Annotated in this window: 25 protein-coding genes; 5 read left to right on the forward strand and 20 right to left on the reverse strand. The window is 41.6% G+C overall.

Annotated features, from left to right (window positions below):
• Nucleotides 1–41: 41 nt before the first annotated feature.
• From FTT98_RS04640 to thyA, 3 genes are all read right to left on the reverse strand, one after another.
• Entirely contained in the window at nucleotides 42–1,112 is a 1,071-nt protein-coding gene (locus tag FTT98_RS04640; RefSeq protein WP_180040562.1) for a DUF4105 domain-containing protein, read from the reverse strand.
• A 27-nt stretch (nucleotides 1,113–1,139) separates the two neighbouring features.
• Nucleotides 1,140–1,652 (reverse strand): dihydrofolate reductase, encoded by a 513-nt coding sequence (locus FTT98_RS04645; RefSeq protein ID WP_180040560.1) that lies wholly within the window; start codon nucleotides 1,650–1,652, stop codon nucleotides 1,140–1,142.
• Nucleotides 1,653–1,751: 99 nt separating this feature from the next.
• Nucleotides 1,752–2,594, reverse strand: coding sequence for a thymidylate synthase (gene thyA / locus FTT98_RS04650; protein ID WP_180040559.1), 843 nt, complete (start codon nucleotides 2,592–2,594; stop codon nucleotides 1,752–1,754).
• Nucleotides 2,595–3,154: 560 nt separating this feature from the next.
• On the opposite strand from thyA, the gene FTT98_RS04655 reads away from it, so the two are divergent.
• A complete protein-coding gene (locus FTT98_RS04655) occupies nucleotides 3,155–3,667 on the forward strand; it encodes a peptidoglycan amidohydrolase family protein (protein WP_180040557.1) in 513 nt (170 codons plus the stop codon).
• A gap of 21 nt (nucleotides 3,668–3,688) precedes the next feature.
• Here the strand turns inward: FTT98_RS04655 and FTT98_RS04660 are convergent, their stop codons facing one another.
• The 3 genes from FTT98_RS04660 to lgt all read right to left on the reverse strand — a co-directional run bounded on the left by FTT98_RS04660 (nucleotide 3,689) and on the right by lgt (nucleotide 5,419).
• Nucleotides 3,689–4,057, reverse strand: coding sequence for a hypothetical protein (locus FTT98_RS04660; RefSeq protein WP_180040556.1), 369 nt, complete (start codon nucleotides 4,055–4,057; stop codon nucleotides 3,689–3,691).
• Nucleotides 4,058–4,450, reverse strand: coding sequence for a hypothetical protein (locus FTT98_RS04665; RefSeq protein ID WP_180040554.1), 393 nt, complete (start codon nucleotides 4,448–4,450; stop codon nucleotides 4,058–4,060).
• A gap of 156 nt (nucleotides 4,451–4,606) precedes the next feature.
• Complete coding sequence (gene lgt, locus FTT98_RS04670) at nucleotides 4,607–5,419, reverse strand: prolipoprotein diacylglyceryl transferase (protein ID WP_078189677.1); 813 nt, start codon at nucleotides 5,417–5,419, stop codon at nucleotides 4,607–4,609.
• Nucleotides 5,420–5,512: 93 nt separating this feature from the next.
• Here lgt and FTT98_RS04675 point away from each other — a divergent pair, with 93 nt between their 5' ends.
• A complete protein-coding gene (locus FTT98_RS04675) occupies nucleotides 5,513–6,292 on the forward strand; it encodes an NRDE family protein (RefSeq protein ID WP_180040552.1) in 780 nt (259 codons plus the stop codon).
• 42 nt (nucleotides 6,293–6,334) lie between these two features.
• On the opposite strand, the gene FTT98_RS04680 is transcribed toward FTT98_RS04675, so the two are convergent.
• The 4 genes from FTT98_RS04680 to tatA all read right to left on the reverse strand — a co-directional run bounded on the left by FTT98_RS04680 (nucleotide 6,335) and on the right by tatA (nucleotide 10,250).
• Nucleotides 6,335–8,551: a PhoX family phosphatase gene (locus tag FTT98_RS04680; RefSeq protein ID WP_180040551.1), complete on the reverse strand. Its 2,217-nt coding sequence runs from the start codon at nucleotides 8,549–8,551 to the stop codon at nucleotides 6,335–6,337.
• 221 nt (nucleotides 8,552–8,772) lie between these two features.
• Nucleotides 8,773–9,543 carry a twin-arginine translocase subunit TatC gene (tatC, locus tag FTT98_RS04685; RefSeq protein WP_180040549.1) on the reverse strand — a complete coding sequence of 257 codons (771 nt, stop codon included), beginning with the start codon at nucleotides 9,541–9,543 and terminating at the stop codon, nucleotides 8,773–8,775.
• Nucleotides 9,540–10,016, reverse strand: coding sequence for a Sec-independent protein translocase protein TatB (tatB, locus tag FTT98_RS04690; protein WP_180040547.1), 477 nt, complete (start codon nucleotides 10,014–10,016; stop codon nucleotides 9,540–9,542). Before tatB ends, tatC begins: the two co-directional genes overlap by 4 nt.
• A gap of 12 nt (nucleotides 10,017–10,028) precedes the next feature.
• Nucleotides 10,029–10,250, reverse strand: coding sequence for a Sec-independent protein translocase subunit TatA (gene tatA / locus FTT98_RS04695; protein ID WP_078189673.1), 222 nt, complete (start codon nucleotides 10,248–10,250; stop codon nucleotides 10,029–10,031).
• Between the two features lie 141 nt (nucleotides 10,251–10,391).
• On the opposite strand from tatA, the gene FTT98_RS04700 reads away from it, so the two are divergent.
• Entirely contained in the window at nucleotides 10,392–11,273 is an 882-nt protein-coding gene (locus FTT98_RS04700) for a permease (RefSeq protein WP_180040587.1), read from the forward strand.
• 36 nt (nucleotides 11,274–11,309) lie between these two features.
• Here the strand turns inward: FTT98_RS04700 and FTT98_RS04705 are convergent, their stop codons facing one another.
• From FTT98_RS04705 to FTT98_RS04750, 10 genes are all read right to left on the reverse strand, one after another.
• A complete protein-coding gene (locus tag FTT98_RS04705) occupies nucleotides 11,310–11,603 on the reverse strand; it encodes a hypothetical protein (RefSeq protein ID WP_180040545.1) in 294 nt (97 codons plus the stop codon).
• A gap of 65 nt (nucleotides 11,604–11,668) precedes the next feature.
• The gene (rdgB, locus tag FTT98_RS04710; RefSeq protein WP_078192870.1) at nucleotides 11,669–12,292 is read right to left on the reverse strand and encodes an RdgB/HAM1 family non-canonical purine NTP pyrophosphatase; all 624 of its coding nucleotides are present in this window, start codon (nucleotides 12,290–12,292) and stop codon (nucleotides 11,669–11,671) included.
• 103 nt (nucleotides 12,293–12,395) lie between these two features.
• A complete protein-coding gene (locus FTT98_RS04715; protein ID WP_078189669.1) occupies nucleotides 12,396–12,986 on the reverse strand; it encodes a tetratricopeptide repeat protein in 591 nt (196 codons plus the stop codon).
• On the reverse strand, nucleotides 12,983–13,576 hold the full coding sequence (gene metW / locus FTT98_RS04720; protein ID WP_067763682.1) for a methionine biosynthesis protein MetW: 594 nt from the start codon (nucleotides 13,574–13,576) through the stop codon (nucleotides 12,983–12,985). The genes FTT98_RS04715 and metW overlap by 4 nt, the downstream gene beginning before the upstream one ends.
• Complete coding sequence (locus tag FTT98_RS04725; RefSeq protein ID WP_168377871.1) at nucleotides 13,576–14,736, reverse strand: homoserine O-acetyltransferase; 1,161 nt, start codon at nucleotides 14,734–14,736, stop codon at nucleotides 13,576–13,578. Before FTT98_RS04725 ends, metW begins: the two co-directional genes overlap by 1 nt.
• 104 nt (nucleotides 14,737–14,840) lie before the next feature.
• A complete protein-coding gene (leuA, locus tag FTT98_RS04730) occupies nucleotides 14,841–16,538 on the reverse strand; it encodes a 2-isopropylmalate synthase (RefSeq protein WP_111884051.1) in 1,698 nt (565 codons plus the stop codon).
• 263 nt (nucleotides 16,539–16,801) lie between these two features.
• Entirely contained in the window at nucleotides 16,802–17,902 is a 1,101-nt protein-coding gene (locus FTT98_RS04735) for an alpha-hydroxy acid oxidase (RefSeq protein ID WP_180040543.1), read from the reverse strand.
• Nucleotides 17,899–18,582, reverse strand: a complete 684-nt coding sequence (locus tag FTT98_RS04740) for a Fe2+-dependent dioxygenase (RefSeq protein WP_180040541.1) — start codon at nucleotides 18,580–18,582, stop codon at nucleotides 17,899–17,901. Before FTT98_RS04740 ends, FTT98_RS04735 begins: the two co-directional genes overlap by 4 nt.
• A 97-nt stretch (nucleotides 18,583–18,679) precedes the next feature.
• The gene (locus FTT98_RS04745; RefSeq protein ID WP_180177059.1) at nucleotides 18,680–20,968 is read right to left on the reverse strand and encodes a catecholate siderophore receptor Fiu; all 2,289 of its coding nucleotides are present in this window, start codon (nucleotides 20,966–20,968) and stop codon (nucleotides 18,680–18,682) included.
• Between the two features lie 301 nt (nucleotides 20,969–21,269).
• On the reverse strand, nucleotides 21,270–23,480 hold the full coding sequence (locus FTT98_RS04750; RefSeq protein WP_180040536.1) for a TonB-dependent receptor domain-containing protein: 2,211 nt from the start codon (nucleotides 23,478–23,480) through the stop codon (nucleotides 21,270–21,272).
• Between the two features lie 274 nt (nucleotides 23,481–23,754).
• Here FTT98_RS04750 and tig point away from each other — a divergent pair, with 274 nt between their 5' ends.
• Nucleotides 23,755–25,086: a trigger factor gene (gene tig, locus FTT98_RS04755; protein WP_180040534.1), complete on the forward strand. Its 1,332-nt coding sequence runs from the start codon at nucleotides 23,755–23,757 to the stop codon at nucleotides 25,084–25,086.
• A 194-nt stretch (nucleotides 25,087–25,280) separates the two neighbouring features.
• Nucleotides 25,281–25,886, forward strand: a complete 606-nt coding sequence (gene clpP / locus FTT98_RS04760) for an ATP-dependent Clp endopeptidase proteolytic subunit ClpP (protein WP_078189662.1) — start codon at nucleotides 25,281–25,283, stop codon at nucleotides 25,884–25,886.
• Nucleotides 25,887–25,893: the final 7 nt, after the last annotated feature.

Here is a 25,893-nt window from a genome sequence, read left to right on the forward strand (position 1 = left end):
CGCACAGATAAGCTAGCCATATTTGTATCAATATTTAAGAATTACAATTGATTGGCGCTTGGATTAGACTGTGAATGCGGCAAACCTTGTCGGATTAACTTCGAATATTGTTCACTGCTCAGTTGCTTAATTTGAGAGACGCGGGGGTTAACATGGGCTTTTTGATACCATGTTTTCATATCCCAATTTTGGTCTATGGCATGGAGGTCGTGCAAATAATTCGGCAAATAACCGGATGCAAATAAGCGGTAATCGGTTGGAAGTTGATGTTTGGAAACCGCTTGAATCATGTCAAACACCAGTGTTGTACAATTACTAGTGAGTGTGTTGTACCATTTGGGTTGAGTCTGCAGTTCATCGGCTTTATGTAGATATTCAATAAACAGCGCCTGCATTTCAGATTTTGGCATGTTTACGGGGAAGAAATAGACCTGTTCTCCGCGTGTATTGCTGCGGGTATAGATAATATCTTTTTCATCTGATGCAATGAGGCTCAGTTCATATTTACGGAAAAAACCACCAATCGCAGAGAATTCTTCATTTTTCTCTTTGCGAATTTCAATCGAAAACGTCAGCGGTGGTCGGTCAGCAAAATCAAAAGTGACCAGTGTATGGGCAATTTGCGGCCCCATCCAATACGAGGTAATGATGTTGACGCCATTGATTTGACTCAGGTCATATTGGCGAGTTTCCCAACGCGGGGTATAGCTGCCATCGGCATGCCAGTCGAAATTACGCACATTGTGTAAGGTGACGAGATTGCCTTGCTTTTCATAATGTAGAATTTCTGCTACTTCAGGATTCCATTCACGATCTTGGCGTGCTTCCATGCCAAAATACCAAAATAGACCACAGATAAAGCCCACAATATAAATCAAGACATCTTTACGACGGCTAAAAAAGTGTTGGGTAATATAGAAGCCTAAAATGCTCAGGGCAAAAGCGATCCAGATCCCAATGATAATGCGGCTGCCTAACCAGCCTGCCGGTTGCTGTATCCACAGGGCGGCACAGAGCCAAATCGAAGAACAGAGGACAAACACACTAAATAGAGCATGAAGAATACTTCGCCCTATTTTTTTGAACATTGCTTGTTGGTCACTCTGTTGCATATTTTTCTTTTAGCTTAAGATTTTTCTTTATTTTCTGTAAGTTGCGAACTCAAAAGCAATCCCAGTTTTGTCGTCGATATGTTGTTCTGACGCCATTTTTTGAAAGTCCGCAGGAATTTCAGGATAATGCGCATCACCTTGAACATCGAGTTCAACATGCGTGAGTTCTAAACGGTCTGCGATGCCGATGGTTTGCTTAAAAATTTCGCCACCACCAATAATAAACAAACTCGTTGGTTTTTCTGAACTTGCGACATCGGCAACTGCTTGCGTTAACGCCTCGTCGATACTATATGCGACTTTGGTGCCTTCAAATGACCAATTGTTATCTCGTGTAATCACCCAATTGATACGTTTTGGTAGGGTGCGTCCCATAGACTCTAAGGTTTTGCGTCCCATGACCACGACGCCGCCTTGGGTGATGGCTTTAAAGTGCTGTAAATCGGCAGAAATATGCCACGGCAAATCATTACCTTTACCAATGCAGCGCTGTTGATCCATAGCGACAACGTGCACGATTTCTAAATTTTGAAATGCCATAGTTTGAACTCAAATAGCCGAAATATTTGCCGTCTATTAGAATGCAAAATCCCGCTTGAGGTAAAGCGGGATTTTGCTTTTCACTTGGGATTTCTAAAATTAAACCGCAACAGGCGCTTTAATCGCAGGATATGATTCATAACCTACGATTTCAATATCTTCAAATTTAAAATCGAAAAGATCGGTAATTTCAGGATTGAGTTTTAATTGGCACAGACCCATTGGTTCACGTGTCAATTGCAACTGCGCTTGTTCGAAATGGTTGGCATATAAATGTGTATCCCCACCGGTCCAAACGAAGTCACCTACACCTAGTCCACAAACTTGCGCAATCATATGTGTTAACAGGGCATAGCTGGCAATGTTAAACGGCACACCCAGGAAAACGTCAGCACTGCGTTGATATAATTGGCAGGATAATTTTCCATTTTGGACAAAAAATTGGAACAAGGTGTGGCATGGTGGCAGTGCAACATTACCTGCCTCATTTGGGTTCCAACCCGACACGATTAGACGACGTGAGTTAGGATTGGTTTTGATTTCATTGACCAACCATTTAATTTGGTCAAAACCATCTTGTTCATATAGGCCATCGGCTTTTTTGGTTGCACCGAAATTACGCCATTGATGACCATAAACAGGACCTAATTCACCGGCAGGACGACCAAAACGAGCAGTTTGTTCTGCTGTAGACCATTCATCCCAAATCGAGACTTTATTGTCTTGCAAATATTGAACATTGGTATCGCCTTTAAGGAACCACAACAGTTCAATCACGATAGAGCGGAAATGAACTTTCTTGGTGGTGAGTAAAGGGAAACCTTGAGAAAGATCGAAGCGCATTTGATGACCAAATACAGAACGTGTTCCCGTACCCGTACGGTCGCCCTTGTCGCCGCCGTTGTCGAGAATGTGTTGTAAAAGGTCTAAATACTGGCGCATGTCTCTCTCATAATTTGCTAAATTTCTTGTGGCACATATTAGCTTGTTTTGCGTGTGGAAGGAACTGTGATGGGCGCTTGAATATAGTCAGGTTTAAAAAATCCAAAACATACGGTGTTTATTGGGTGATGACCAAATTTTGCAGGCAACAAGAGCTGAGTTGCCTGAGCTGAAGACGTCTATTTATAACAACTACATCAAGTGTTAACGAGACAATATGTCTGTTAAATCAAGCATGAGCTTAGAAAACGAAGCTCTATTTTTTACATATTGAGAGATGCTTCTTTCGCAGTGTTGAAAAAAAATACAGATAAGTTTGATTAAAAAATAAACGTGATTTTTCTCATTATGAAGAGGTGATATTGAACAACTATTTTTGATTAAGAGTTTGATATAAAAAATAAATCTATTTGAATTAAAAATAGACGATCGTATTTAAATGTGAAGATTTGTTTAAGAAATCTTACATTTTTTACATGAAAAAACATGATTTACGCGGTACTATCACCCTCGTTAAAATTTTTGAATGCCTAAATATAGGCGGGAGTGTGGGTTAAAGAATGGCTTATGATCACAATGTAAACTTGAGTGAAGTGCATGCTCCAGTTCAGGCAAATATCATAATTCGTTCTCAGGCGAGTAAAAATACGGGCAAGTCCAATACCACTCAAAAAGCAGCGACTAAAAATGTGGTATCCCGTAATGGTCAGCGTATCGATATCGATCGTTTGACAGGATTTTTACAAGGCATTACCCGCCAAAGCAGTACTCAGAAATGTGCCCGCAGTGTTCGTTTAGCACTTGAGTCCGCAGGGGCACGTTTTAACGGTCACCCTGTTGCTGCAGCAGACTGGGGCAGTACATTACAAAAAATTGGTTATCAAAAAATTAATTTAGCGTTTGATCGACCTAAGAAAGGCGATATCTATATTATCGACCGCAATCAAAGTAGTCGTTATGGTCATATCGCAGCATATTCCGGCAAGGGGTGGGTGTCTGATTATCGTCAAGCGGGTTATGCGGTCTATCGAACTCCAAATGTGAAATATAGCTATTATCGCTTAGCGGATTAACAGCCCGTGGATGCAAAAAGGTTAGTCTTCAAACCTTTTTGCACGTTGGCTGTAGATCGAGACGATAAATAATCCAATTGAAGCAAAGCCCACACATTGCAGCGCTAAAATCCAGCGGTGCTCATTGGGTAGAAAATAAATTAAGCACACTAAACATAAAATGGGCAAACTAGCCAAACCGCATTTTAATGACGGAGACAGTGTTTTTAGTTTGTCTTGTCTGAGCTTATAAAGCAGATCAATCATCAAACCAATCGCTAAACTTATGCCCGCAAAGCGGGGATCAAGTTGTTTTTGTTCAGCGCATAGAAAAATAAGTACACAGGTACTGATACAAATGATGAGCTTGATTTGTCGGTTACAGCGCTCAGAGTACCAAAACGTCAGCATTTAAACTTTACCTTGGGGTGAAGTTTTCTCGTTTTTATTCAGCAGTGAAATCGGGGAGAGCAGGCAGATCGCCAAAGCCATAAAGCCAATGCCTTGAGCACCCGGAATCAGAATTTCACCCTTATTCATGTTGATAAAAACCAATGCTAACAGCAGTGCAATCGGTATCCACGTCAATAAACGATAGAGCAAACCTGTTGGATTTTTTGCTGCGAAATGAATCTTGCAATAACGACAAATCAGGAAAATGACGCCTGTACCCATGAACATGAGAATGGCTTGAAGTGTTAGGGGTTCCATCCAATACAGAACACCGGTCAGTACGACCATCGCAATAAAAAACAGGATTTTTTTAAGTACAGAAACGCTGGGGTTAAACCAAAATTCAAGCATGGATCGATAGTTTAAAAATAAGCTGAATAAACTTTAGCACAGATCAGTTGTCTAATTCAGTCACTTCATGTGCAGTAAATACGTATGAAGGGATAAATTTCAGCGCATAAAAAAGCGAGGCTTAGACCTCGCTTGCTTAAAGACAATTATAAAATATTAATGATTTTTTTGTGGACCCCAGTCATAGATTTTTTTCTGGTAGGCATACCACATCATCCATAGTCCAATCAGAATCATCGGAACTGTCAGGAACTGACCTTTACTCATCCATCCGATGAACAGTTGACCATTGTCCGGCTCACGGAAGAATTCAACGGTGAAGCGTGCGATTCCATATCCGATGAGGAACAAGGCTGAAACGGCATAACGTGGACGAGGTTTTGAACTAAACCACCACAGCACGATAAACAGAATTAAACCTTCACAGAGGGCTTGATAGAGTTGCGACGGATGGCGCACCAACTGAAGTGGATCGGTCGGGAAGATCATGCCGAAAGCAAAATTAGGATCGGTCACTGCACGACCATACAGTTCGCCACCAATAAAGTTACCAATACGACCAAACATCAAGCCTGTCGGAACGCAGGGTGCAATAAAGTCGAGGGTCTGGAACCAGGTCATTTTATATTTCTTGCACCACAGTAACATGGCAATCATGACCCCAAGGAAACCGCCATGGAAGCTCATGCCACCTGTCCAAACTTGGAATAGCCACAGTGGGTTGGCAAGGAATTGATCGAAACCATAAAAGAAGACGTAGCCAAAGCGTCCACCAATCACGACACCCAATGCACCGTAGAAAATCAGGTCAGAGACCATTTCTGCGTTCCAGCCGTCACGTTGTTTTGCACGGTAGGTTGCCAAACCCCATGCAAATAAAAAGGCCAATAAATACATCAGACCATACCAGTGAACTTGTAGTGGCCCCAGTGATATCGCCACAGGGTCGATATTTGGATATGTCAGCATTGCTGTTCCTTGTCATTATGTTTTGCACAGATTTTAGCTGAATGTGCTGAAAAATGTTGTACATTCAATGTGTAAAGATATTGAGAGTTGAATATGTGCATTGTGGCTTTTGCTTGGCAGGTCTTGGATGACATGCCACTCTGCCTGATTTCGAATCGTGATGAGTTTTATCATCGACCGACGGCAGGCCTAAAGCAATGGGTAGATAGTCCGATTATTGCAGGGCAGGACTTACAGTCTGGTGGAACATGGATGGGGATAACCGCTCAAGGGCGTTGGGCGATTGTGACCAATTTTCGTGATGGTCGTGATCAGACCACATATCCCACTTCACGTGGCGCTTTGATTCAGCAATTTTTAGAATCTGAGCAAACGCCCATTCGGTTTGCGCAAGCACTGGAACAAATCCAATGTAATTATGCTGGCTTTAATTTATTCGTTGGCGATGCCACTCAAGCCGTTTATATGAGTAATCGCGGTGAAGGGCCACAAGTCTTAGCCAAAGGGGTGTATGTCACATCTAATGGTTTAATGACTGAACATTGGGAAAAGACCCGACATTTACGCAAACGTTTCACGCAAGAATTTTTGCCGATGCTACAAAGCCAGCAACCACAGGCGGATATAGACGCCGCTGCGTGGGATATTTTGGAAGATGAACGTAAAATCATTCCAGCATTGTTACCCAATACTGGGATTCAGGCGGAAATGGAACATTTGTTGTCTTCGACCTTTATTCAAAGTCCAGTGTATGGCACCCGCTGTTCAAATTTATTATGTATGCGGGATTCACAGTGGCATTGGCAGGAAAAACAGCAGCAGGGTGAGCAACAAGGACAGATCACCCAGATAGAAGTGCATTTAAAGCCATAAAAAAAAGCCGACGATTCGTCGGCTTATTTTTTTAGAGGTGTCTTATGCGGTTTTTTGTGTTGGCTGAGCTTGTTCTACCGCTTCGCCAGCAATCACACCACCATCTTTACGGGTGATGACAACGGTTGCAGAACGTGGACGTGAGGTGGCTGCTGCATTGGTTTGTGATGCAGGCCAGTGGCTGGTCGGTTCAGAATAGGATGCTGAATCTTCGCCGGGATGTTGCACATTGATAAAAATCGCTTTGTAGTCAGGTGTCATCGTCACACCTGTGATTTCACATTCTTTAGGTCCAGTCAGGAAGCGACGTAAGTTTTCATCATTCAGTTTTGCACCCACAATGGTTTCTTGACCCGATGATGTCGTGGCTTTTGTACCATCACCGACTTGACCCGGAAGTGCAGCAAGCATCATACAGTTGGTGGTATCGGTATAAGCACCGTCATCGGTTTGAATCCATAACACACCACGTGGGTCGAACCACATCCCATCGGGTGAAGACAAGTCATTGTTGTCATTGAGACCAGATAAGTTAATGTTGCTCGCCATTTTTGCTTCAGCACCAAACAGGTAGATATCCCAAGTAAAGCTGAGTGCTGTGGTTGTATCACCATCTTCACGGAAACGGATAATATGACCGTTGACGTTGCCTTTACCACCTTCAGGGTCGGTGTAGTTACGAGGGTTGGCAGCATCTAGTGCATGCGTCGTACCACGGTTCGAGTTATTGGTGAGGGTCACATAGACTTCACCATTGTCTGGATGCACAGCGACCCATTCAGGGCGGTCCATTTTGGTAGCACCGACAGCATCTGCGGCAAGACGTGCGAAGGTCAGAACATCTGCTTGTGAGCTAAACGGATAAACGCTGTTGCTTTGGTTTAAACCATTGACGTTATAGCTCAATTCAATCCATTGACCTTTGCCATCATTGTTAAATTTGGCAACGTATAACTTACCATTGTTCATGTATTTGTCACCCGCGGCATAGCCACCGTTGACATCTTTTTTATTCCATTTTTGGTCGGATACAAATTTATAGATGTATTCACCGCGTGAGTCATCACCCATGTAAAACGCGAGGTTGTCATCTTCACGTAAGCGACTTGCACGGCAGTCTTCATGTGCAAAGCGACCAAGTGCAGTACGTTTTACGGGGTTTTCACGGCGGTCAAATGGATCGATTTCGACAATCCAACCAAAGGTGTTTGGACCATTACGATAATCTTCTGCTGCCTGAGTACCGGTAACATTCGCTGACCAACGGTCATATAAATCTTGAGACTCATTACTTCCAATCGCTGTTTCCCAGCCATAGCGCGAGTTCGCACCCGCTTTTAGGCCATAACGGTTGAGTGCCACAATTTCAGCATGACTACGTTTGGCATCATCGTTTTTTGCACGAGCGAAGTAACCAATGAAGTTTTCTTCTGTCGTCAGGTAAGTGCCCCAAGGGGTATAGCCATTACCGCAGTTGTTGTGTGTACCACGGGTTTGCTGGCTATTGGTTGAAAATTTCGTGCAAACTAAGCTTGAGCCTGCTACAGGGCCTTTAAAGTCCATTACGGTCGATGCGGTAATACGACGGTTAAATGGAGAATTTTGTACCAGTTTAACGGCTTGAGTCTTGCTGTCTTTTTCAATTTGAATCACAGAAACACCGTGTGCATTGACTTCACGGATGACTTCATCTTCAGGGCGACGACCATCCACTTTGGTTGGGCCTTGTGGGTGTAAGAAGGTTGGATTGATGTATTCATGGTTCATCACCAACAAACCTTGGTCAGACTGCTTGGCATCATAACGTCCAGAGGTGGTATTTAAACCAAAGAAGCTCATACCGTCATGGCAGTCACCAGAGCGGAATTGGAAGCTCGGGCCAGAAGGAACATTGTTATCATCCCACGCTGGGTATGCAGGGTTAATCGAGTCACCCATCGCATATAGCACATGCGCTTGATAGCCTTCAGGAACAGTCACAATATCGTCTAAATTTTTTTTCACCGGTGTGAAATTGAACTTGGTCGGTTTTTGATTTGGATCGGTTACAGGTGGTTTGGTATTGCTATTTGAACCTGAGTCATTGTCATCATTACACCCCGTTAATGAAGATGCCAATGCAAGTGCGACTGCACCACTCGCAGTCTTGGTAATCAAGCTACGACGGCTGATGCGCTGTTCTAAAATGTCACGAAAATGAAGGTTATCCGAAGTGTTGTTATCAAGTTCTTGATCTTCGTTATATGGCATGTTTGTCATGAATTTAAATCCTGGCAAAGGTGTGCTGGGTAAAAGTTGATCACATAAAACTATCGATAAAATATGACAATGCTTTGAAGCTAATGTTGCAAACTGATGAAATAGGCGTTTAGATTTCGCTGCATGTAAATTGCAAAACATTAAATGGGTGCATAAAAAAAAGAGGCTATCTCAGCCTCTTAGGTGTAAAACTCACCAAAATTGTCGAAACATCAGTCTATTTAAGTTGCAGATGTACGTCGTTTTTCAATCAGCTTGCCAAAGAACAAACCCAGCTCGAACAGCATCCACATGGGTATGGCCAACATGATCATCGAAAGTGCATCGGGTGGCGTGGCAAACATGGCGACAAAAAAACAGCCAACGATAATAAAACGACGCTTCTCCACCAAGGTTTGAGTAGACACCACCCCGATCAAAATCAAAATTAATGTGATGATCGGAATCTCAAAGGTCAGTCCAAACACCAAAAAAAGCTTTAAGCAGAAACTTAAATAACTATTGATGTCCGTCATTGGGGCGACCGTTTCAGGGGAAACACTCATAAAAAAATGTAGGATGGATGGCAGGGCAACCCAATAGGCAAAGGCAATACCGGCATAGAAGAGGACGATACTGCCGAATAATAAGGGCATCGCCAAATGCCGCTCTTTTTCATACAGTGCAGGTTTGATGAAGGCCCAAAGTTGATAAATCACGAAGGGCATCGCGAGCATTAGCGCGACAAAGAAATTCAGCTTAAACGGCGCCATAAACGTGGCGGTCACATCCGTTGCGATCATGGATGAGGTCATTGGCAGTTGAGCACGCAGTGGCTCTGACATCAATTGATAGCTTTGATTGGCAAAGGGCAATAAACAAAAGAACAGAATCAAAATGAGTCCTGTAATTTTGATCAAATGCCGACGCAAAATCACCAAATGTTTGGTGATTGGCATTTCTTCCAAATCAGGCACAGTGTTCTGTGAATTGTTCAGTGAAAGATCTGTCATACGGCCACCTGATATTCTGCTAATGCATCGGTCGAACTTAATACAGGAGCTTGATCTGTTTTAATTTCGTGCTTTATTTTCATTTGGGGTGTAACCACGGCAAATATCGTGCTCTGACCACGTTCGATGTACTGATAACGTGGGGATAAATTTTTATTGTCAGGTAGGACTGCTTCTTGTTGTTTTTGCGCAGTCTGTTCTATGGGGTGTTGCGTTTGTTGCAATTCATTCATCTGAGCCTGCATACGCGCTTCGAGCTGTTGAATACGTTGCATTTCTTTTTGCATTTCTTCACGAAGTTCGGACATGCGAAGTTCACGGTCAATATCTGTTTGCACGTTACTGATCAGTCGTTTAACTTTCCCGTACCATTTACCTGCAAAGCGGATACCTTCAGGCAGTTTTTCTGGGCCAAGTACGATCAGCGCAATAATGCTGAACACCAGTAATTCGCTAATACCAATATTAAGCATTATGACAACTCCTTAGCTTTGAACTGAGGAATTGGTTTTATTTTGAGCTTCATGCTCTAGCGTGCGAGGCTCATTAAGCTGTGTATTTGCTGCGTCTTCATCACGCATCGATTTTTTGAAATCTTTGACCGCGCCGCCGACATCTTTGCCCAAGTTTTTTAGCTTAGAGGTACCAAAGAGTAAAATCACCACAATTGCAAAAATCAGTACATGCCAAATCGATAGTCCAGCCATCTTGTTATCCTCTTGTTGGTCTGCACAACATTTCAGCAGTTGTAGATGACAGTGAAGTGACCAAGATGTTGCAGTTTAAAGACAGCCGCGAAGCTTATGTTCAGTGTTACTATGCATGGATTGAGCAGTGAGGGTGGTGTAGTGGCGTTTCTTCTTCCGATATTGGGTTTTTTAAGTGGCCTCGGATTGGCATCATTATCAGGAACATCATCGCTCAAATCGATTTTCTCTAGCTTACTTGCACGCTGTTTTATTCCAGCCGTAATCATCTACAACATGGTGTTCTATCAAGCAGGCAGTTTAGCGCTCATGCTCTTTAGCTTTAGTGTTGCCGTGCTGATGTTTTATTTATTTCGCTGGCTGTTAAAAGATAGTTTACGTGCCTTGTGTGTCAGTTATTTGAACTTGGCTTGGCTGGGTTTTCCTTTTGCCTTAGCACTGTTTGGCCCTGAAATTAGTGCAGCGATGGTGGCTCTGTATGTCGGTGGTTCTATCTTTGGCAATATGTGGGCCGTGACAGCCGTCAGTTCAGCCCAATTACCATGGTCGAGCGTGATGCAAAAAGTGGCGATGTCTCCCCCTGTATTTGCCCTGATGATTGCAGGTGTCTGTCGAATAGTTGGATTACAACATTTAGAAGAACATCAGATCTTAGATTGGCTGTATCAAGCTGCAAAAATAGGAATGAGTTTCACAGGGATGTGCGTCTTAGGCATGTGGCTGCGCCAAACTAAGATACAGTGGCGTGATCTGATTAACAGTAGTCGTATTTATGCGATGAAACTCACCGTTGGCGCGGTGATCTGTAGTTTGAGTTATGCCTTTCTTCCGATTCCCCAGATCGAGAAATATATTGGGGTGATGTTCATGCTGTTCTGCTTACCCCCTGCAGCGAATATTGTGGCTTTAGAAACGCATTATCAAGGAACAGGCACTTCGGCACGTTATATTGCTTCAGGCACGATTATGAGCTGTATCGTCGTCAGTTTTTATGGGTTAATTTTGCATCTTTTTTCGCTTTAAAATGAAAAGTGAATTATAGATGCCAGCAAAGGGTGACTACTTGAGCTGTTTGCGAATCTGCCAATCACGCACGAGGGCATATATCATCGCGATACCTATCAGCCCTGGAAATCCAACCTGACCTTGCGACAGATTAAGCATGATCGACAATATGATCAACACTGCAAAAATAGCGTAAGTGGTACGAAAGCCTGAGGTGAGCGGGTAGGTCAGTTGCGCCTGGCAATGAGGGCAGCTTAATTTTTGAAAACCAAGAAAAGAGCGTGTCGGGATTTCAGTTGAGGTGTGATGACATGCGTTGCATATGATCTGTATCGGTTGAAGTGCCATAATTATTCTATTTTTATTCAGGGATTGGAGTTAATCTTTGGCATTAAGATTAACTCCAATTTAAATTATTTCAAACTTGCTTTAAATAATTTCATCGCCTGACCACGATGGCTGATTTTATTTTTTTCTTCTTTTGATAATTCAGCACTAGAAACATTCAGTTCTGGCAGCCAAAACAGTGGGTCATAGCCAAAGCCATTTTCACCACGTGCTGCTTCCATCACTTCACCGCGCCAAATCCCTTGGAAAATTTGTGGGAGTGGGTCTTCTGCATGTTGGACCAAAGCCAAGACACATACAAACATCCCTTCGATGGCTTCACCCTCTTTGCGGAGCGGTTTGAGGTCAGCAAGCAACTTGGCATTGTTAGCGGCATCATTGCCATGTTCACCTGCATAGCGCGCAGAGTAAATCCCTGGTGCGCCACCGAGTACAGGAACGCAAATGCCAGAATCATCTGCAATGGCTGGCTTGCCTGAAATTTTCGATGCGTGACGCGCTTTAATAATGGCATTTTCAACAAAGCTTAGACCGTCTTCAATGGCATCTTCAATGTTCAATTGACCTTGAGGAATCACTTCAACAGGAAGATTAAGCTCGGCAAACATTTTTTCAAATTCTGCAATTTTGCCTTTGTTATTACTTGCAAGCACCAAAGTGCCTTGAGATAACCAATCAGTTGAAGCCATGTGAATATTCACCATAAAACAAGATTTGAGGCTATTTTAACAAGATGCTGTGGCTGACAGGCAATAAAAAAGCACCCGAAGGTGCTATTTAAGATTCAAAAACTTATTGTGCTTGAATCCATTTGTCTGCACGGTCACGTGCTTGACGAATTTGGTCTTGGCTTAAGTTGGCTGCCAATGCCGTTTTCTTACCTTCAGATAAGCTAATCACTTTGTTGTCGAGCATGCCATCACGAGTAGACAGCTCATACCATTGGTATGCACCCATGTAGTTTTTCTTTTGCTCTTCCATCATGGCTAAGTTAAAGCTTGCACGGTTATCACCACGGCTAGCAGCTTTTTCGAAATATTGACGAGCAAGCGCTTCATCTTTTTTAGTCCCAATGCCATCTGCAAGCATACGACCTACATTGAGCTGTGCCGCAGATAAACCTTGATCAGCAGCAGCCTTGTACCATGCAAAAGCTTGACGTTCATCTTTGGCAACGTCTTTACCTTGTTGATATTTAGTGCCTAAGTAAAACTGAGCACCGGGCTGACCTGCTTTAGCAGCTTTACTTAAGCTGTGAATATCCATAATTGAATATTGAGCAGCTTGGCTAGAAACTGAAGATGATGGAGCAACATAATCCGCATGGGCTTGTATGCTAAAAAGTCCAATCAGTAGCGTCGTGCTTAATAATAATTTTTTCATAGAGCGCTCACTCGATAAATTGCGACTTCACCAAATAGATTTGGGAGACGTTTACTGAGTAAACTGTCTTGTTGATCCCCATTCACGGCAAGTCGGTTAATAATCCGGATGTTATTTTCAGCACACAGCGCTTCAAAATCACGGAAAGTACATAAATGAATATTGGGCGTGTTATACCACATATAGGGTAACGCGTCTGAAACGGGCATCATTCCTTTTAATGCAAGGAAAGAACGAGTCTTCCAATGTGCAAAGTTTGGAAAGGTAATAATAGCCTGTTTCCCCACACGCACCATGTCTCTTAAGAGAACGTCTGGTGCATCTACAGCTTGCAAGGCTTGTGCCATAACCACATAGTCAAAAGACTGGTCGGCAAAGCGACTTAAACCTAAGTTCAAGTCCTGTTGGATGATATTTAACCCGCGACTGACTGCAATTGCAATCTTTTCTTGATCAATTTCTAAGCCATATGCACGAATATTGTGCTTTTTGCTCATATGTGCAAGCAGTTCACCGTCACCACACCCTAAATCGAGTACACTTGAATCTGGTTTAATCCAACGTTCAGCCAGTTGATGATCAATACGCATTAGTTGGTCTCCTTCGGTGTTTCTTGCAGGTGTTTTACACCGCCTAGGAATGCACGTAAGCTTTTCACATATAAAGGAATCGGGAACAAGAAAGAGTCATGGCCTTGTTCAGCATCAATATCCACATAGCTCACAGGCTTATGATTGCTAATTAATGCATCTACAATTTCTTGCGAACGAGCAGGGGTAAAACGCCAGTCCGTTGTAAATGAAACAACTAAAAATTGACACTTGGTTTTAGACATCGCGGTTTTTAATGATTGCTCATATTCACGTGATGGATCGAAATAATCTAAAGCCTTGGTCATGATCAAATAGGTATTGGCATCAAAGTTACGGCTAAATTGCTCACCTTGATAACGCAAATAACTTTCGACTTGGAATTCGACGTCAAAGCCATACATAAATTTACCTGACTTTAAGTCACGGCCAAATTTCTGTTTCATGGCCTCTTCAGAGAGGTAAGTGATATGACCCACCATACGGGCCAAGATCAAACCACGCTTAGGATAACTATCATTTTCTAAATAGCGACCATCATGGAAATCAGGGTCAGACAAAATCGACTGACGCGCCACTTCGTTAAAGGCAATGTTTTGCGCAGACAGTTTTGGTGTACTGGCAATAATCACGCACTTTTGTAAACGATCTGGATAGTCCACAGACCATTGTAGAGCTTGCATACCGCCTAAAGAGCCGCCAATCACCGCATACCACTGCTGAATCTCTAAACGATCAGATAACATGGCTTGGGTTTTGACCCAGTCACGGACAGTCACTAATGGGAAATCAGGACCATAAGGGCGATTGTCATTTTCAGGATTTGGAGAGGTCGGTCCAGTAGAACCGCTACAGCCGCCGATATTATTTAGTGCTACGACAAAGAATTTTGACGTATCAATGGCTTTGCCTGGTCCAATACATGCGTCCCACCAACCCGGCTTACGGTCATCTTCATGATGATAACCTGCAGCATGGTGATGGCCTGACAGTGCATGACAAATCAAAATTGCATTGGATTTGTCTGCATTCAGTTCGCCATAAGTTTCAACCATGAGCTCAAAACGTGGGAGTATGCGATCGCATTCGAGCTCTAACGGCTCTTCAAAAATAAACTTTTGTGGGGTAACTAAGCCCACTGAGTCAGCTGGAAAAGACACAGGAATAATTCGCCTTAAATCTTTAGTATGAATAATAAAAGGATACCACTTGAGGGTATCCTTCTAAAGTCATTTTATTGCTATTTGATATTTATAGCATTGAATTAGACTGCAGCAGCAATCACTTGTTCAGTACTCAAAACACCTTGTTCAATTAAACGGTTAGTGCTGGCAATAATCGCCTCGATAGATGCGGTCACGATGTTGTCATGCACACCTGCGCCGAATGCAGACTTACCTGTACCTTTCACTTGAAGCTCAATTAAAGCCAAGGCTTTAGCATGTGCGCCTGAACTGATGCTACGTTCTTCATAGTTCAAGACATCAATCGGTAACTGCAAGGCATTTAAGATGGCAGAGATTGGGCCGTTGCCTTCACCGCGTAATTGCTGGATCTCACCGTTCACTTCGACATCAAGCTCAATGACTTGTTTGCCATTTTCATCATGTAAGCGGTAGTTTTTCGCCGCATAATGCGTATCTTTGGCAGCCACATAAGTGTCTTTAAACAATGACCAGATCGCTTGCGCAGAAATCTCAGTACCGTCTTCATCTGTTTTTTGCTGTACGATTTGCGAGAATTCAATTTGAATACGACGAGGCAACACCACGTTGTAATTTGATTCTAACAAGTACGCAATACCGCCTTTACCAGACTGAGAATTGACACGAATCACCGCATCATAGTCGCGGCCCAAGTCTTTCGGGTCGATTGGCAAATAAGGCATATCCCACATTTCTTCGTTCTTTTGGAACTCAAAACCTTTTTTAATGGCATCTTGGTGTGAACCAGAGAACGCGGTGAAGACCAAATCACCAGCATACGGATGACGAGGGTGTACCGGCAAGCCTGTGCATTCTTCAATGATTGAAATGATTTCGTTAATGTTTGAGAAATCTAAGTTTGGCGCAACACCTTGGGTATACATGTTCAATGCAATCGCTGCAACGTCTACGTTACCTGTACGTTCACCATTACCAAACACACAACCTTCGACGCGGTCAGCACCAGCCATAATCGCCAACTCAGAAGCGGCAATACCACAGCCACGGTCGTTATGACAGTGCACAGAAATAATCACACCGTCACGGCGCTGAATATTACGGTGCATCCATTCCACTTGGTCTGCATAGACGTTTGGACCAGAAACTTCAACCGTTGCAGGCAAATTTAAAATCACTTTGTTCTCTGGAGATGCTTCCCAAATTTCAGTGACCGCATCACAGACATCTTTAGCCACTTCTAATTCTGTTGCAGTAAAACACTCTGGACTGTATTGGAATACAAATTCAGTTTCAGGCTGTTTTGCAGCGTATTCTTTGACTTTCGTTGCAGCGTTAATCGCTAATTGTTTTGCACCAGCAACATCAACATTCAACACTTTATTGCGGAAGGTTGGAGAATTTGAGTTGTAGATATGCACGATGGCACGTTTTGCACCTTGTAATGATTCAAATGTACGTTGAATCAAATGATCACGTGCTTGAACCAAAACTTCGATGTACACATCATCAGGAATATGACCGCCTTCGATCAACAAACGAGTGAAATCAAAGTCGATTTGTGATGCAGAAGGGAAGCCGATTTCAATGTGTTTGAAACCAATTTTCACAAGCATTTGGAACATTTTGAACTTTTGTTCAATGTTCATTGGCTCGAAGATCGCTTGGTTACCGTCACGAAGGTCGGTACTCATCCAGATCGGCGCTTTATTGATTTCGTTATTTGGCCATTGACGGTCTGGTAAGTCTACACGTTGGTACATGCGACGGTATTTTTTGCTTGGATCTGCCAACATCATGTGAAAACTCCTTATAGCACCGTGGATAAATGTCGTGGATAAACGGCAAGGTACTACTTATATAGATTGTGTCTATTCTAGCAATTTACAAGTTTAATTTCGGAGTCTTTAGTCGAAAGTCGAAATAAATCTGTAAAGATTCACATGACTTAGCTTTACCGTAAGCTCGTAAATGTATAACTAAATATTAGTCCATATATTTCGGAAATAATTTCCTATTTTTGCGTCAAGATGCCATTACTGGAAAATATTTTTCTATAAAATTAGCTTTTTTGAAAAATATAATCTTTATTAATCTCATCGACGGTGGCTGTTCCCATCAATGCCATTGTAATCTCAAATTCTTCTTTCAGTATTTTGAGTACATGTGCAACGCCTAAAGCGCCCGCTGTAGCTAAACCATAAATGCAGGGACGGCCGACTAATACGGCAGATGCACCCAAGGCTATCGCTTTAAACACATCTGAACCACGACGAATACCACCATCATATAAAACTGGGAAATCCAGAGGCACAACTTTTTTAATCAGTTCTAAGGCGGTGAGAGGGGAAATGCAACCGTCCAGTACGCGCCCACCATGATTCGACACAATAATGCCTTGTACACCGTGTTGCAGGGCAAGTTCAGCATCATGTGGACTGACAATGCCCTTTAAAATAATTGGTAAAGATGTATTTTGACTGAGCCAAAGGATATCCGCCCATGTCGGTGCAATTTTCATTAGACCTTGAAATAATGGATGTTCATTTTTATTGGTTTGAGGTTGTTGAATAGAGTGATGAGGCTGCGGTTCATGCTTAGGAAGTTCAAAAAACGCATGTCTCTCTCGGTCACGAATTCCTGAATGTGGAGAATCAACGGTCACCACAATCGCTTTAAAACCATGTGCTTCTGCCATTTTGACCAGTGATAATGACTTTTCGCGCTCACCTTGCCAATACAATTGGAACCATTTGAATGGATTGTCCTGCTTTAACTCACGCATATCTGTATTGGTAAACGTACTGAGGATCATATTGCTGCCAAGGACTTCGGCGGCGAGGGCTGTTGCAGCTTCAGCATCAGGATGAAATTGTTGTTGATGACCAATGGGTGCTACAAAAATAGGATGCGGAAAACGTTGCCCTAATATCTCAATTTGGGTATGACCTTGGGTCAGATCTCTGAGCATACGTGGTAGAAGTTGTATCTGTTCAAACTGAGACAAATTGCCACGTACACTGTGTTCATCCATAGAACCACCTTGTAGGTATTGCCACACCATGTGTGACAGGTGCAGTTCAGCCTGTTTTTCGTAATCGGCAATGGTTTGTAAATGAGCAGGAATCTGAGTCAGTGGTTGCAATGGTGAATGTTGACTCATAGAACTGCCCATTGACGTAAAAGATTATGGTAGTGATTCGTCAGTTGTAAAATTTCTTTGCTATCACCTAAATTTTGTCGTAATTGCATAATGGTCTGATCTAAGTTAAAGAGCATACTTCTCTGCCAATCATCTTTGACCATGCTTTGTACCCAAGTACAAGCTGCTATACGGGAGCCTGAAGACACTGGCTCAACACGATGTAGACTGGTCGCAGGATAAACAATTGCATCGCCAGCATCTAACTTTACTTCATGTTCACCATAAGTATCTTCAATGATCAGTTCACCACCTTCATATTCATCGGGTTCTGATAAAAAAATGGTCATTGATACATCAGTACGTACAGTTATATTTTTTTCATTAAAGTAATGGATTGCATTATCGACATGATTACCGTAGTGGCCCGTATCTTGGTAGCAATTGAATAGCGGAGGTAAGATTTCTTTAGGTAATGCAAAAGATTGAATGAGCAGACTTTCTTTAATTTGCTGTAATACTTGCTGACTTAACTGCTGATAGAGCTCACTGTTTGAATTGATTTGTAAATTTTTTTTGATGTTTTGAGCTTGTGCTCCGGCCGAACTCTTTCCTGAAACCCACTGATTATCTTGGTTCATCGCTTGTCTGATGCTTTGAACGTGTTGCTTTGAGAGGACATGAGGGACATGAAGAAGCATAATTTAACCTTAATCTAATTTTAATCAAATTTACACAAGATAAGCATAAATAAAAAAGCCTTAATACAAGATTAAGGCTTTTTTTAGAATATTTAATTTAGAACTTAAAATTAAATGTTAGGCGATAGTTACGTTCAGCACCTGCGATGTAACGTAATCCACCACGGTTAATGCTGTTAATGTAGTCTTCATCAAATAAATTGTTGATGTTGAATTGAATCCCTACATTTGGTGTTGCTTGGTAACTAACCATTGAGTCAAATACCCAGTAGTCAGGGATGACAGCAGGACCGACCTGATTGCCATCTTTGTTTTTAGTCATTTCACCATTGTAACGCGCGCCGCTACCAATGCTCCATTTATCCATATTGTAGGTCGTCCACAATGTGAATGCATCAGAAGGCGTAAATGGCATATTACTTGAACCATCTGCTGAAACTTGCTGGTTACTCGCAGCTTGGGTTACATTTTTAATGTCTGTTTTTTGATGTGTATAACCAGCAATAACTTGCCAATTGTCATTTAAGTTACCAATCACGCCAAGTTCAACCCCTTTAACTGATTTTTCACCAGTTTGGTAGTATTCTTCACCATCTTTTTCCAACTCATTTGTGAGTTCAGTTTGGAAAAGTGCACCTGTTAAGAGTAAACGGTTGTCAAAAAATTCCCATTTAGCACCAACTTCAATGGTTTCAATTTCTTGAGGATCAAGATCTAAGTTGTTATTGCTGCTCGCTGAACCAGATGGGGCAAATGCATTGGCATTACCAATACCGTCACCACCTGTAATAGTACCCGGTGCTTGTTGTTGGATGGCGTAGTTAGCATACAAGCTACCGTTTTCAGTTGGTTTATATAGTGCCCCAACTTTCCAGTTGAATAGGTTGCCGTCATCTTTAAAGCTTTGTGCAACATAATTTGCCGGTTGACCTGAAACAGCCGTATTCACAAATGTATCGGCATCAAGTTTATAACGATCTAGACGAACGCCACCATTCACAGAAAATTGTGGTGAAATTTCAATAGTATCGAAGGCAAAAATAGAGTAGGTATCCATTTGAGCTTCAGAATCACCATTACCATTGGTATTTCTGACTAAAGCGGTATGTACAGTGCCTTGTGGGTTATACAATGAACTTGTACCGGTAACCGTAGCAGTCCAACCACGTGTTTTCATTTCTTCACGTGTAAATTCAACCCCTGTACTGACATCATGTTTTAAGCGACCTGTATTGAAACTTGTAACCAAGCTAGTTTGGTTAGTTATAATTTCATTTTCAGTATCACTATTATTTGCACTGCCTGAAACGCGCATCGCAGTAGGATCATTCAGGTCAGTTGACGTTGTAGTGAAGGCATTACCTGAGAATGTCGTTAAATATTGATGCTCTGTTTTGCCCCAACGAGAAGTATTTTTGATTTTCGTATTTTCTGATAAATCATACTCTAAACGAGCAGTTGCCATGTCCGCAGTGACATCATCAAAATCTTCAGGTGCACCATAATAATTTGAAGTATCAACTTTATGGCTATTTAGATATGGCGCAAGACTTTTAATACTTGCATTCGTACTTTTATTTGCATCAAACCCTGGTAAACCTACAGTTGGGATACCACCATCCAAGACATTGTCTTGTTCAATATGTAGATAGTCTAAGAAAAAGCGAAGATCTGTGCCTAAACCAAAGCCTGCTGAAAGTGCAGCAGCCCATTTTTCATTTTCAACACCGTCACGACCAATACCGTCTGAGTTTTCACCCATGGCATTAAAACGGATGGCCGTTGTATCGTTTATTGCTTTATTAATATCCGCAGTTGCTCGGTAATATTCATCTGAGCCGAAACCAAGAGTTGCATTGTTAGCGTCTTGAAGTTTTGCTTCTTTTGTTGATAAATTAATTGAACCTGAGGCAGCTGTACGACCATTATCTGTACCAGCAGGGCCTTTAAATACTTCAATTTGTTCGTAATTAAACATGTCTCGAGTAACGTTACCCAAGTCACGTACTCCATCGATGAAGATACTATTTGCTGTATCAAATCCACGCATGGTAACAGCATCACCAGTATTCATTCGTCCGTTTTCACCTAGGGAGAATGTGCCGACACCAGGAACGTTTCGAAGTGCTTCTGTTAGGGTCGTTGCATTTTGTTCTTTTAATACTTTCTCAGGGATAATGGCCATAGTCTGAGTCGTATTTAGTTGAGATTGCGTAAACTTATCTGAAGACGCTTTTTCTACTTTATAATTCTCTTTATTTACAGTTTGATTAATCGTCTCGAGTTGGACAGCTTTTTCTTCAGCCATTACATTGCCTGCAATGATTGAAAGTGATGAAGCAATCGCTGTAGAAACAATTTTCTTACGTGTTTTAATGAAGGCCATTTCGAACCCGATTCGGAGTAGTGAATTTGTATGCGAATAATAATGATTCTTATTTGTTCTTACATCTTTATGTAATTGTTATTCACGATAAATAATCGTATCGTGATAGCCCTATTTAATGTAATGATATAACAAGTATTAATTAAGTATCTGTTTTTTATTAAGTATTGATAAAACATATTATTGGTTTGTAATTGATTGAGATTACAAATATAGCCATGATTGTGAATTAAATAAGAATAAATCGTAAATTGTTGATGCAAAAAAACCTGCCGAAGCAGGTTTTTTTATAAAGTGTTATTTAGAATTTAAAGGTTGTACTTAATTGTACGCGGCGGCTTTCTTGAGTATTGCTATAATGGTTGTAATAGCTATTTGCGACTTTCTCATAATCGTTAAAGTCTTTATCAAAGACATTGTACAGAGCAACACCAATATCCCAGTTTGGCGTGACATTAAAGTTTGAACCGACATGTAATAATGCGTATTCCTTGTAGTCACCAAGGGCATCATAAACCTGTTGATTCGCTGCAGTTAGATTGTCATAGGTTGAGGTGAAACGTGCACGTTCACTTCGATACTCACCACGCGCCCATAAATTCATAAAGTCAGCAGCTTGCCATTTAAGCGACGCATTAACTATGTGTTCTGGTGTGTCATTAAGTACAGGATTGCCTAAACTGCTATCTTTAATTTCAGTTTCAGTCCACGTGTAGTTCAGTCCAAATTTCCAATTATCGGCAAATGCCCAGTTTAAACCAGCTTCAATACCATAGACTTCAGCTTCTTCGGCATTCACAGGGCGAGTCACATTCCATGAGTCTGGTGTGCCACGGTTATAATCCATCACCCATGGCGTTCCAACCGATGCCATGAAAGCTTCACAGTCAGCTTTAGACCAATTAATACCCGAAGTCGTTGTGTTATCAGTATTACAGCTAATTTCCTTATTACCCGTCATAATCTTATCTTCGATTTGACTAAAGAAAGCCGTAACGTTGAAGTCAAAATTATGATTGGTTGAGAAATATGTACCAAATTCAAAGTTTTTACTGGTTTCAGGTTTTAGATTTGGGTTACCAAAAGTTGGTGTACGACCCTGACCACTGACATTGACCACACCGTCAGTTAAGCGTTCCAAACGTGGGGCTTTATAACCCTCACTATATCCGCCTTTGAAGGTCCAGTTTTCATGTGCATTCCATACCAAATATGCACGTGGCGTCCAAAAATCACCAAACGTATCGTGGTCGTCATAACGAAGACCAATTGTTAATGCTAGATTGTCGTTCAGCGACCAAGTATCTTCGGCAAATAGACCCAATTGCTCAAAAGAAACTTCTTTTTTTACACGTAAACCATCACTGATACTGGCTTCCCACCATTGACCGCCTAGAGTAATACGGTGGTCTTCAAAATGTTGAGTGGTAAATTTAGTATCAAAAATCGTATCTTCACTTTCTAACACACGAGGAGTGATGGCTGTTGACATCCCTTGTGCACGTGCAGGAATTAAACGTCCAACCGTTTCTGTTTGAGTATTGATAATACTTGACTCAAGTTTACCAATAGCATTATTCCAAGTATGTGCGAGGATCATTTTCTCACGGTTATATTCTTGAGCATCACCATAACCACCGTTTGCGCCAAGCGTCCCTAATTGACCTTTGCTATTGTCATACCATTGTTCAGTTTTTTCATATTCAACTGAAATATCATGGTCGCTGTGCGGTGTCAGGGTTAAGCGAGCACCGATAGTTTCTAGATCAGATTTAGTTGGGCTATTTCCGCCACTAAGTTCAGCACCAGTATCATCGTCATCACTACGTATTAAATCTGATTGATCACGTTCCGCTTTACGTGCACGGATTTGTAAGCCCAATAAATCTTGAATGATTGGCCCTGTTAAAAATGCATCGACAGCGCGTTGGTTACCAAAGTCTGAGTGATTTGGCAGTACTGTGCCTTCTAACGTGACCGAACCTGTCCATTCTGGTGAAACTTTTTTGGTAATGATATTGACTACACCACCAATTGCATCAGAACCATATAAAGTAGAAGCTGGTCCGCGGATGACTTCGATGCGTTGGATAGCCGAAACAGGGGGGATAAAACTATTATTCGACTCACCAAATCCATTAGGGGCAATGTCACCTGTACTATTTTGTCGGCGGCCATCAATTAAAACCAAGGTATATTCGGCGTCCATACCACGAATACGAATATTTAATCCGCCGGTTTTCCCTGCTGTAGGGCTAATATCGACACCTTCTACATCACTTAATGCATCTGCAACGGATGTAATTCGTTTATTTTTTAAGTCTTCAGCCGTAATCACGGTAATTGAAGCAGGAGCATTCTTGATCTTTTGTTCAAAGCCCGCTGCAGAAACAACAATGGTTTCCATCTGTTGAGCTTGAGATTCAGTCGTTTCAGCATGTGCGAAACTCGTAGTAGTTACAATTGCCCCAAATAAAGCAGCGGAAAGAGGGTTGAGATTAAATTTACTCATAAAAGAATACCAAATATGGACAAGATAAATATATGAAAATAAATTAAAAAAATGTAGCATTAAGAATAATAGTGAGAAAGTTTCTCATTTGCAATGATGAATTAAAAAATAATCAATATTTATTCAAGAAAAGCTGAAAAATTCTAAAAATAAGAAGGGCATCCATGCCTGAATTTATAGTGTTATAATCCATTTTTGTATATCTTTAATTGTTGTCATATAATGTGGCACTTTTTTTTAAAACTGTTTTAACTAACAAATTATCGAGGAAGCCATGCAAGTAACTTCTGAAGCGGTTTCGGGCGTTGCCCGTCGTTTAAATGTATCTGTACCGACGAGCCGTATTAACGAGCAGTTTGAAGCTCGCTTGAAACGCACTGCCAAAACTGTGAAGATCAACGGCTTCCGTCCAGGTAAAGTACCTGTAACCGTTGTTCGTCGTGAATACGGTGCTGGTATCTATCAAGAAGTTGTAAACGACATCATTCGTGACACAGTATTCGAAGCGATCCAACAAGAAAAAATCAATGCTGTTGGTATGCCAAACATTGAAAAAACTGAAATGAAAGATGATGCTTTAGTTTATGAAGCAACTGTAGAAGTTTATCCAGAAGTTGAAGTTAAGTTCGAAGGCCTAGAAGTTGAACGTAAAGCAACTTCAGTTGACGACAAAGACGTTGAGAAGATGATTGAAAATCTTCAAAAACAACGCGCTTCATGGGTTGAAACTAAAGGCATGGCTAAAAAAGACATGCAAGTAACTTTCGACTTTGAAGGTACTGTTGATGGCGAGAAGTTTGAAGGCGGCGCTGCTGAAGACTTTAAACTCGTTCTTGGTTCTGGTCGTATGATCCCTGGCTTCGAAGACGGTATCGTTGGTATGAAGAAAGGCGAAGAGAAAGTTATCGATGTAACTTTCCCTGAAGACTACCAAGCTGAAAACCTTGCTGGTAAAGCTGCTCAATTCAAAATCACTGTTAAGCTTGTTGAAAAACAAAAACTTCCAGAAGTTGATGCTGAATTCTTAAAAATCTTCGGTCTAACTGAAGAAGAAGGCGTTGAAAAGCTGAAAGCTGACGTGCGTAAAAACATGGAACGTGAAGTGAAAAACGGTCTTCGTAACCAAGTGAAAGGTGCAACTTTTGATGCGCTTGTAGCTGCAAACGAAGTAGAACTTCCAGAAGCAATGGTTGCTCAAGAAATTGACCGTCAACGTCAACAAATGATCCAACAATTCACTCAACAGTTTGGTGCTCAAGGCGCTAAAGCGTTTGATTCAAGCATGCTTCCAGATGACCTATTCAAAGAGCAAGCTGAAAAATCAGTTAAACTTGGCGTATTAGTCAGCAAAGTATTGGCTGATGCTAAAATTGAAGTTGATGCTGCACGTGTTGATGCTTACATCGAAGACATGGCTTCTTCTTACGAAGATCCTAAAGAAGTAATTGAATACTTCAACAACGATAAACAGCAACGTGCTCAAATCGAAGCTGTTATTCTAGAAGACCAAGTTGTAGATCACATCTTAGCTTCTGCTAAAGTAACGGATACAACTGTGAGCTATGAAGACTTATTGAAAGAGCAACAAGCTCGTCAACAAGGCTAATTTTTAGCTTTCAAAAAAAGGCGCATTAAGCGCCTTTTTTTATCGAAATTTGCCCCCAAATAAGTTGTCCTGATTTCACAATGCTTATGAAAAAAATATCTGTTATTTAATTGGGAATCTTTTGCAATTTCGACAAATATCCCTCATATTGTGAATTATGGGTTGAGTCAGAAAAATTTAGGAATAAATAACGTATGTATGTTCCAACAATTGAAAACGCACTAGTGCCAATGGTGGTAGAACAGTCATCTCGTGGCGAGCGTTCTTTTGATATTTATTCACGCCTTTTGCGTGAACGTGTGATTTTTTTAACCGGTGAAGTTGAAGACAACATGGCAAATTTGATTGTTGCCCAAATGTTGTTCTTAGAAGCAGAAAACCCAGATAAAGATATTCATTTATATATCAACTCACCAGGCGGTTCGGTTACTGCAGGTATGGCGATTTACGATACCATGCAATTTATTAAACCTGATGTTGTGACTTACTGCATGGGGCAAGCAGCATCGATGGGTGCATTCCTGCTTAACGCCGGTGCTAAAGGCAAACGTTACTGTCTTGAAAATGCCCGTGTCATGATTCACCAACCCCTTGGTGGTTTCCGTGGTCAGGCATCTGACATTGAAATTCATGCACGTGAAATTCTATTCATTAAAGAACGTTTAAATCGTTTAATGGCAGAGCATAGTGGTCAAGACTACGATACTGTTGCTCGAGATACTGACCGTGACAACTTTATGACAGCACAAGCTGCAAAAGAATACGGTCTTGTGGACGAAGTTTTATCTAAACGTCCATAAGTTTTAA

The sequence above is a fragment of the Acinetobacter sp. YH12039 genome, from assembly GCF_013420015.1.
GTDB lineage: Bacteria > Pseudomonadota > Gammaproteobacteria > Pseudomonadales > Moraxellaceae > Acinetobacter > Acinetobacter amyesii.

Excerpts from the sequence above, each read along its gene's own strand:
- tatC (WP_180040549.1), bottom strand. The coding sequence starts at position 9,543 with ATGACAGATCTTTCACTGAACAATTCACAGAACACTGTGCCTGATTTG.
- clpP (WP_078189662.1), top strand. The coding sequence starts at position 25,281 with ATGTATGTTCCAACAATTGAAAACGCACTAGTGCCAATGGTGGTAGAA.
- FTT98_RS04705 (WP_180040545.1), bottom strand. The coding sequence starts at position 11,603 with ATGGCACTTCAACCGATACAGATCATATGCAACGCATGTCATCACACC.
- FTT98_RS04735 (WP_180040543.1), bottom strand. The coding sequence starts at position 17,902 with ATGAGTCAACATTCACCATTGCAACCACTGACTCAGATTCCTGCTCAT.
- leuA (WP_111884051.1), bottom strand. The coding sequence starts at position 16,538 with ATGATGTTGGCAGATCCAAGCAAAAAATACCGTCGCATGTACCAACGT.
- FTT98_RS04715 (WP_078189669.1), bottom strand. The coding sequence starts at position 12,986 with ATGAAAAAATTATTATTAAGCACGACGCTACTGATTGGACTTTTTAGC.
- FTT98_RS04750 (WP_180040536.1), bottom strand. The coding sequence starts at position 23,480 with ATGAGTAAATTTAATCTCAACCCTCTTTCCGCTGCTTTATTTGGGGCA.
- lgt (WP_078189677.1), bottom strand. The coding sequence starts at position 5,419 with ATGCTGACATATCCAAATATCGACCCTGTGGCGATATCACTGGGGCCA.
- FTT98_RS04665 (WP_180040554.1), bottom strand. The coding sequence starts at position 4,450 with ATGCTTGAATTTTGGTTTAACCCCAGCGTTTCTGTACTTAAAAAAATC.
- FTT98_RS04740 (WP_180040541.1), bottom strand. The coding sequence starts at position 18,582 with ATGCTTCTTCATGTCCCTCATGTCCTCTCAAAGCAACACGTTCAAAGC.
- FTT98_RS04680 (WP_180040551.1), bottom strand. The coding sequence starts at position 8,551 with ATGACAAACATGCCATATAACGAAGATCAAGAACTTGATAACAACACT.
- FTT98_RS04745 (WP_180177059.1), bottom strand. The coding sequence starts at position 20,968 with ATGGCCTTCATTAAAACACGTAAGAAAATTGTTTCTACAGCGATTGCT.
- thyA (WP_180040559.1), bottom strand. The coding sequence starts at position 2,594 with ATGCGCCAGTATTTAGACCTTTTACAACACATTCTCGACAACGGCGGC.
- rdgB (WP_078192870.1), bottom strand. The coding sequence starts at position 12,292 with ATGGCTTCAACTGATTGGTTATCTCAAGGCACTTTGGTGCTTGCAAGT.
- FTT98_RS04640 (WP_180040562.1), bottom strand. The coding sequence starts at position 1,112 with ATGCAACAGAGTGACCAACAAGCAATGTTCAAAAAAATAGGGCGAAGT.
- tatB (WP_180040547.1), bottom strand. The coding sequence starts at position 10,016 with ATGCTTAATATTGGTATTAGCGAATTACTGGTGTTCAGCATTATTGCG.
- FTT98_RS04655 (WP_180040557.1), top strand. The coding sequence starts at position 3,155 with ATGGCTTATGATCACAATGTAAACTTGAGTGAAGTGCATGCTCCAGTT.
- FTT98_RS04660 (WP_180040556.1), bottom strand. The coding sequence starts at position 4,057 with ATGCTGACGTTTTGGTACTCTGAGCGCTGTAACCGACAAATCAAGCTC.
- tig (WP_180040534.1), top strand. The coding sequence starts at position 23,755 with ATGCAAGTAACTTCTGAAGCGGTTTCGGGCGTTGCCCGTCGTTTAAAT.
- FTT98_RS04675 (WP_180040552.1), top strand. The coding sequence starts at position 5,513 with ATGTGCATTGTGGCTTTTGCTTGGCAGGTCTTGGATGACATGCCACTC.
- tatA (WP_078189673.1), bottom strand. The coding sequence starts at position 10,250 with ATGGCTGGACTATCGATTTGGCATGTACTGATTTTTGCAATTGTGGTG.
- FTT98_RS04645 (WP_180040560.1), bottom strand. The coding sequence starts at position 1,652 with ATGGCATTTCAAAATTTAGAAATCGTGCACGTTGTCGCTATGGATCAA.
- metW (WP_067763682.1), bottom strand. The coding sequence starts at position 13,576 with ATGCGTATTGATCATCAACTGGCTGAACGTTGGATTAAACCAGATTCA.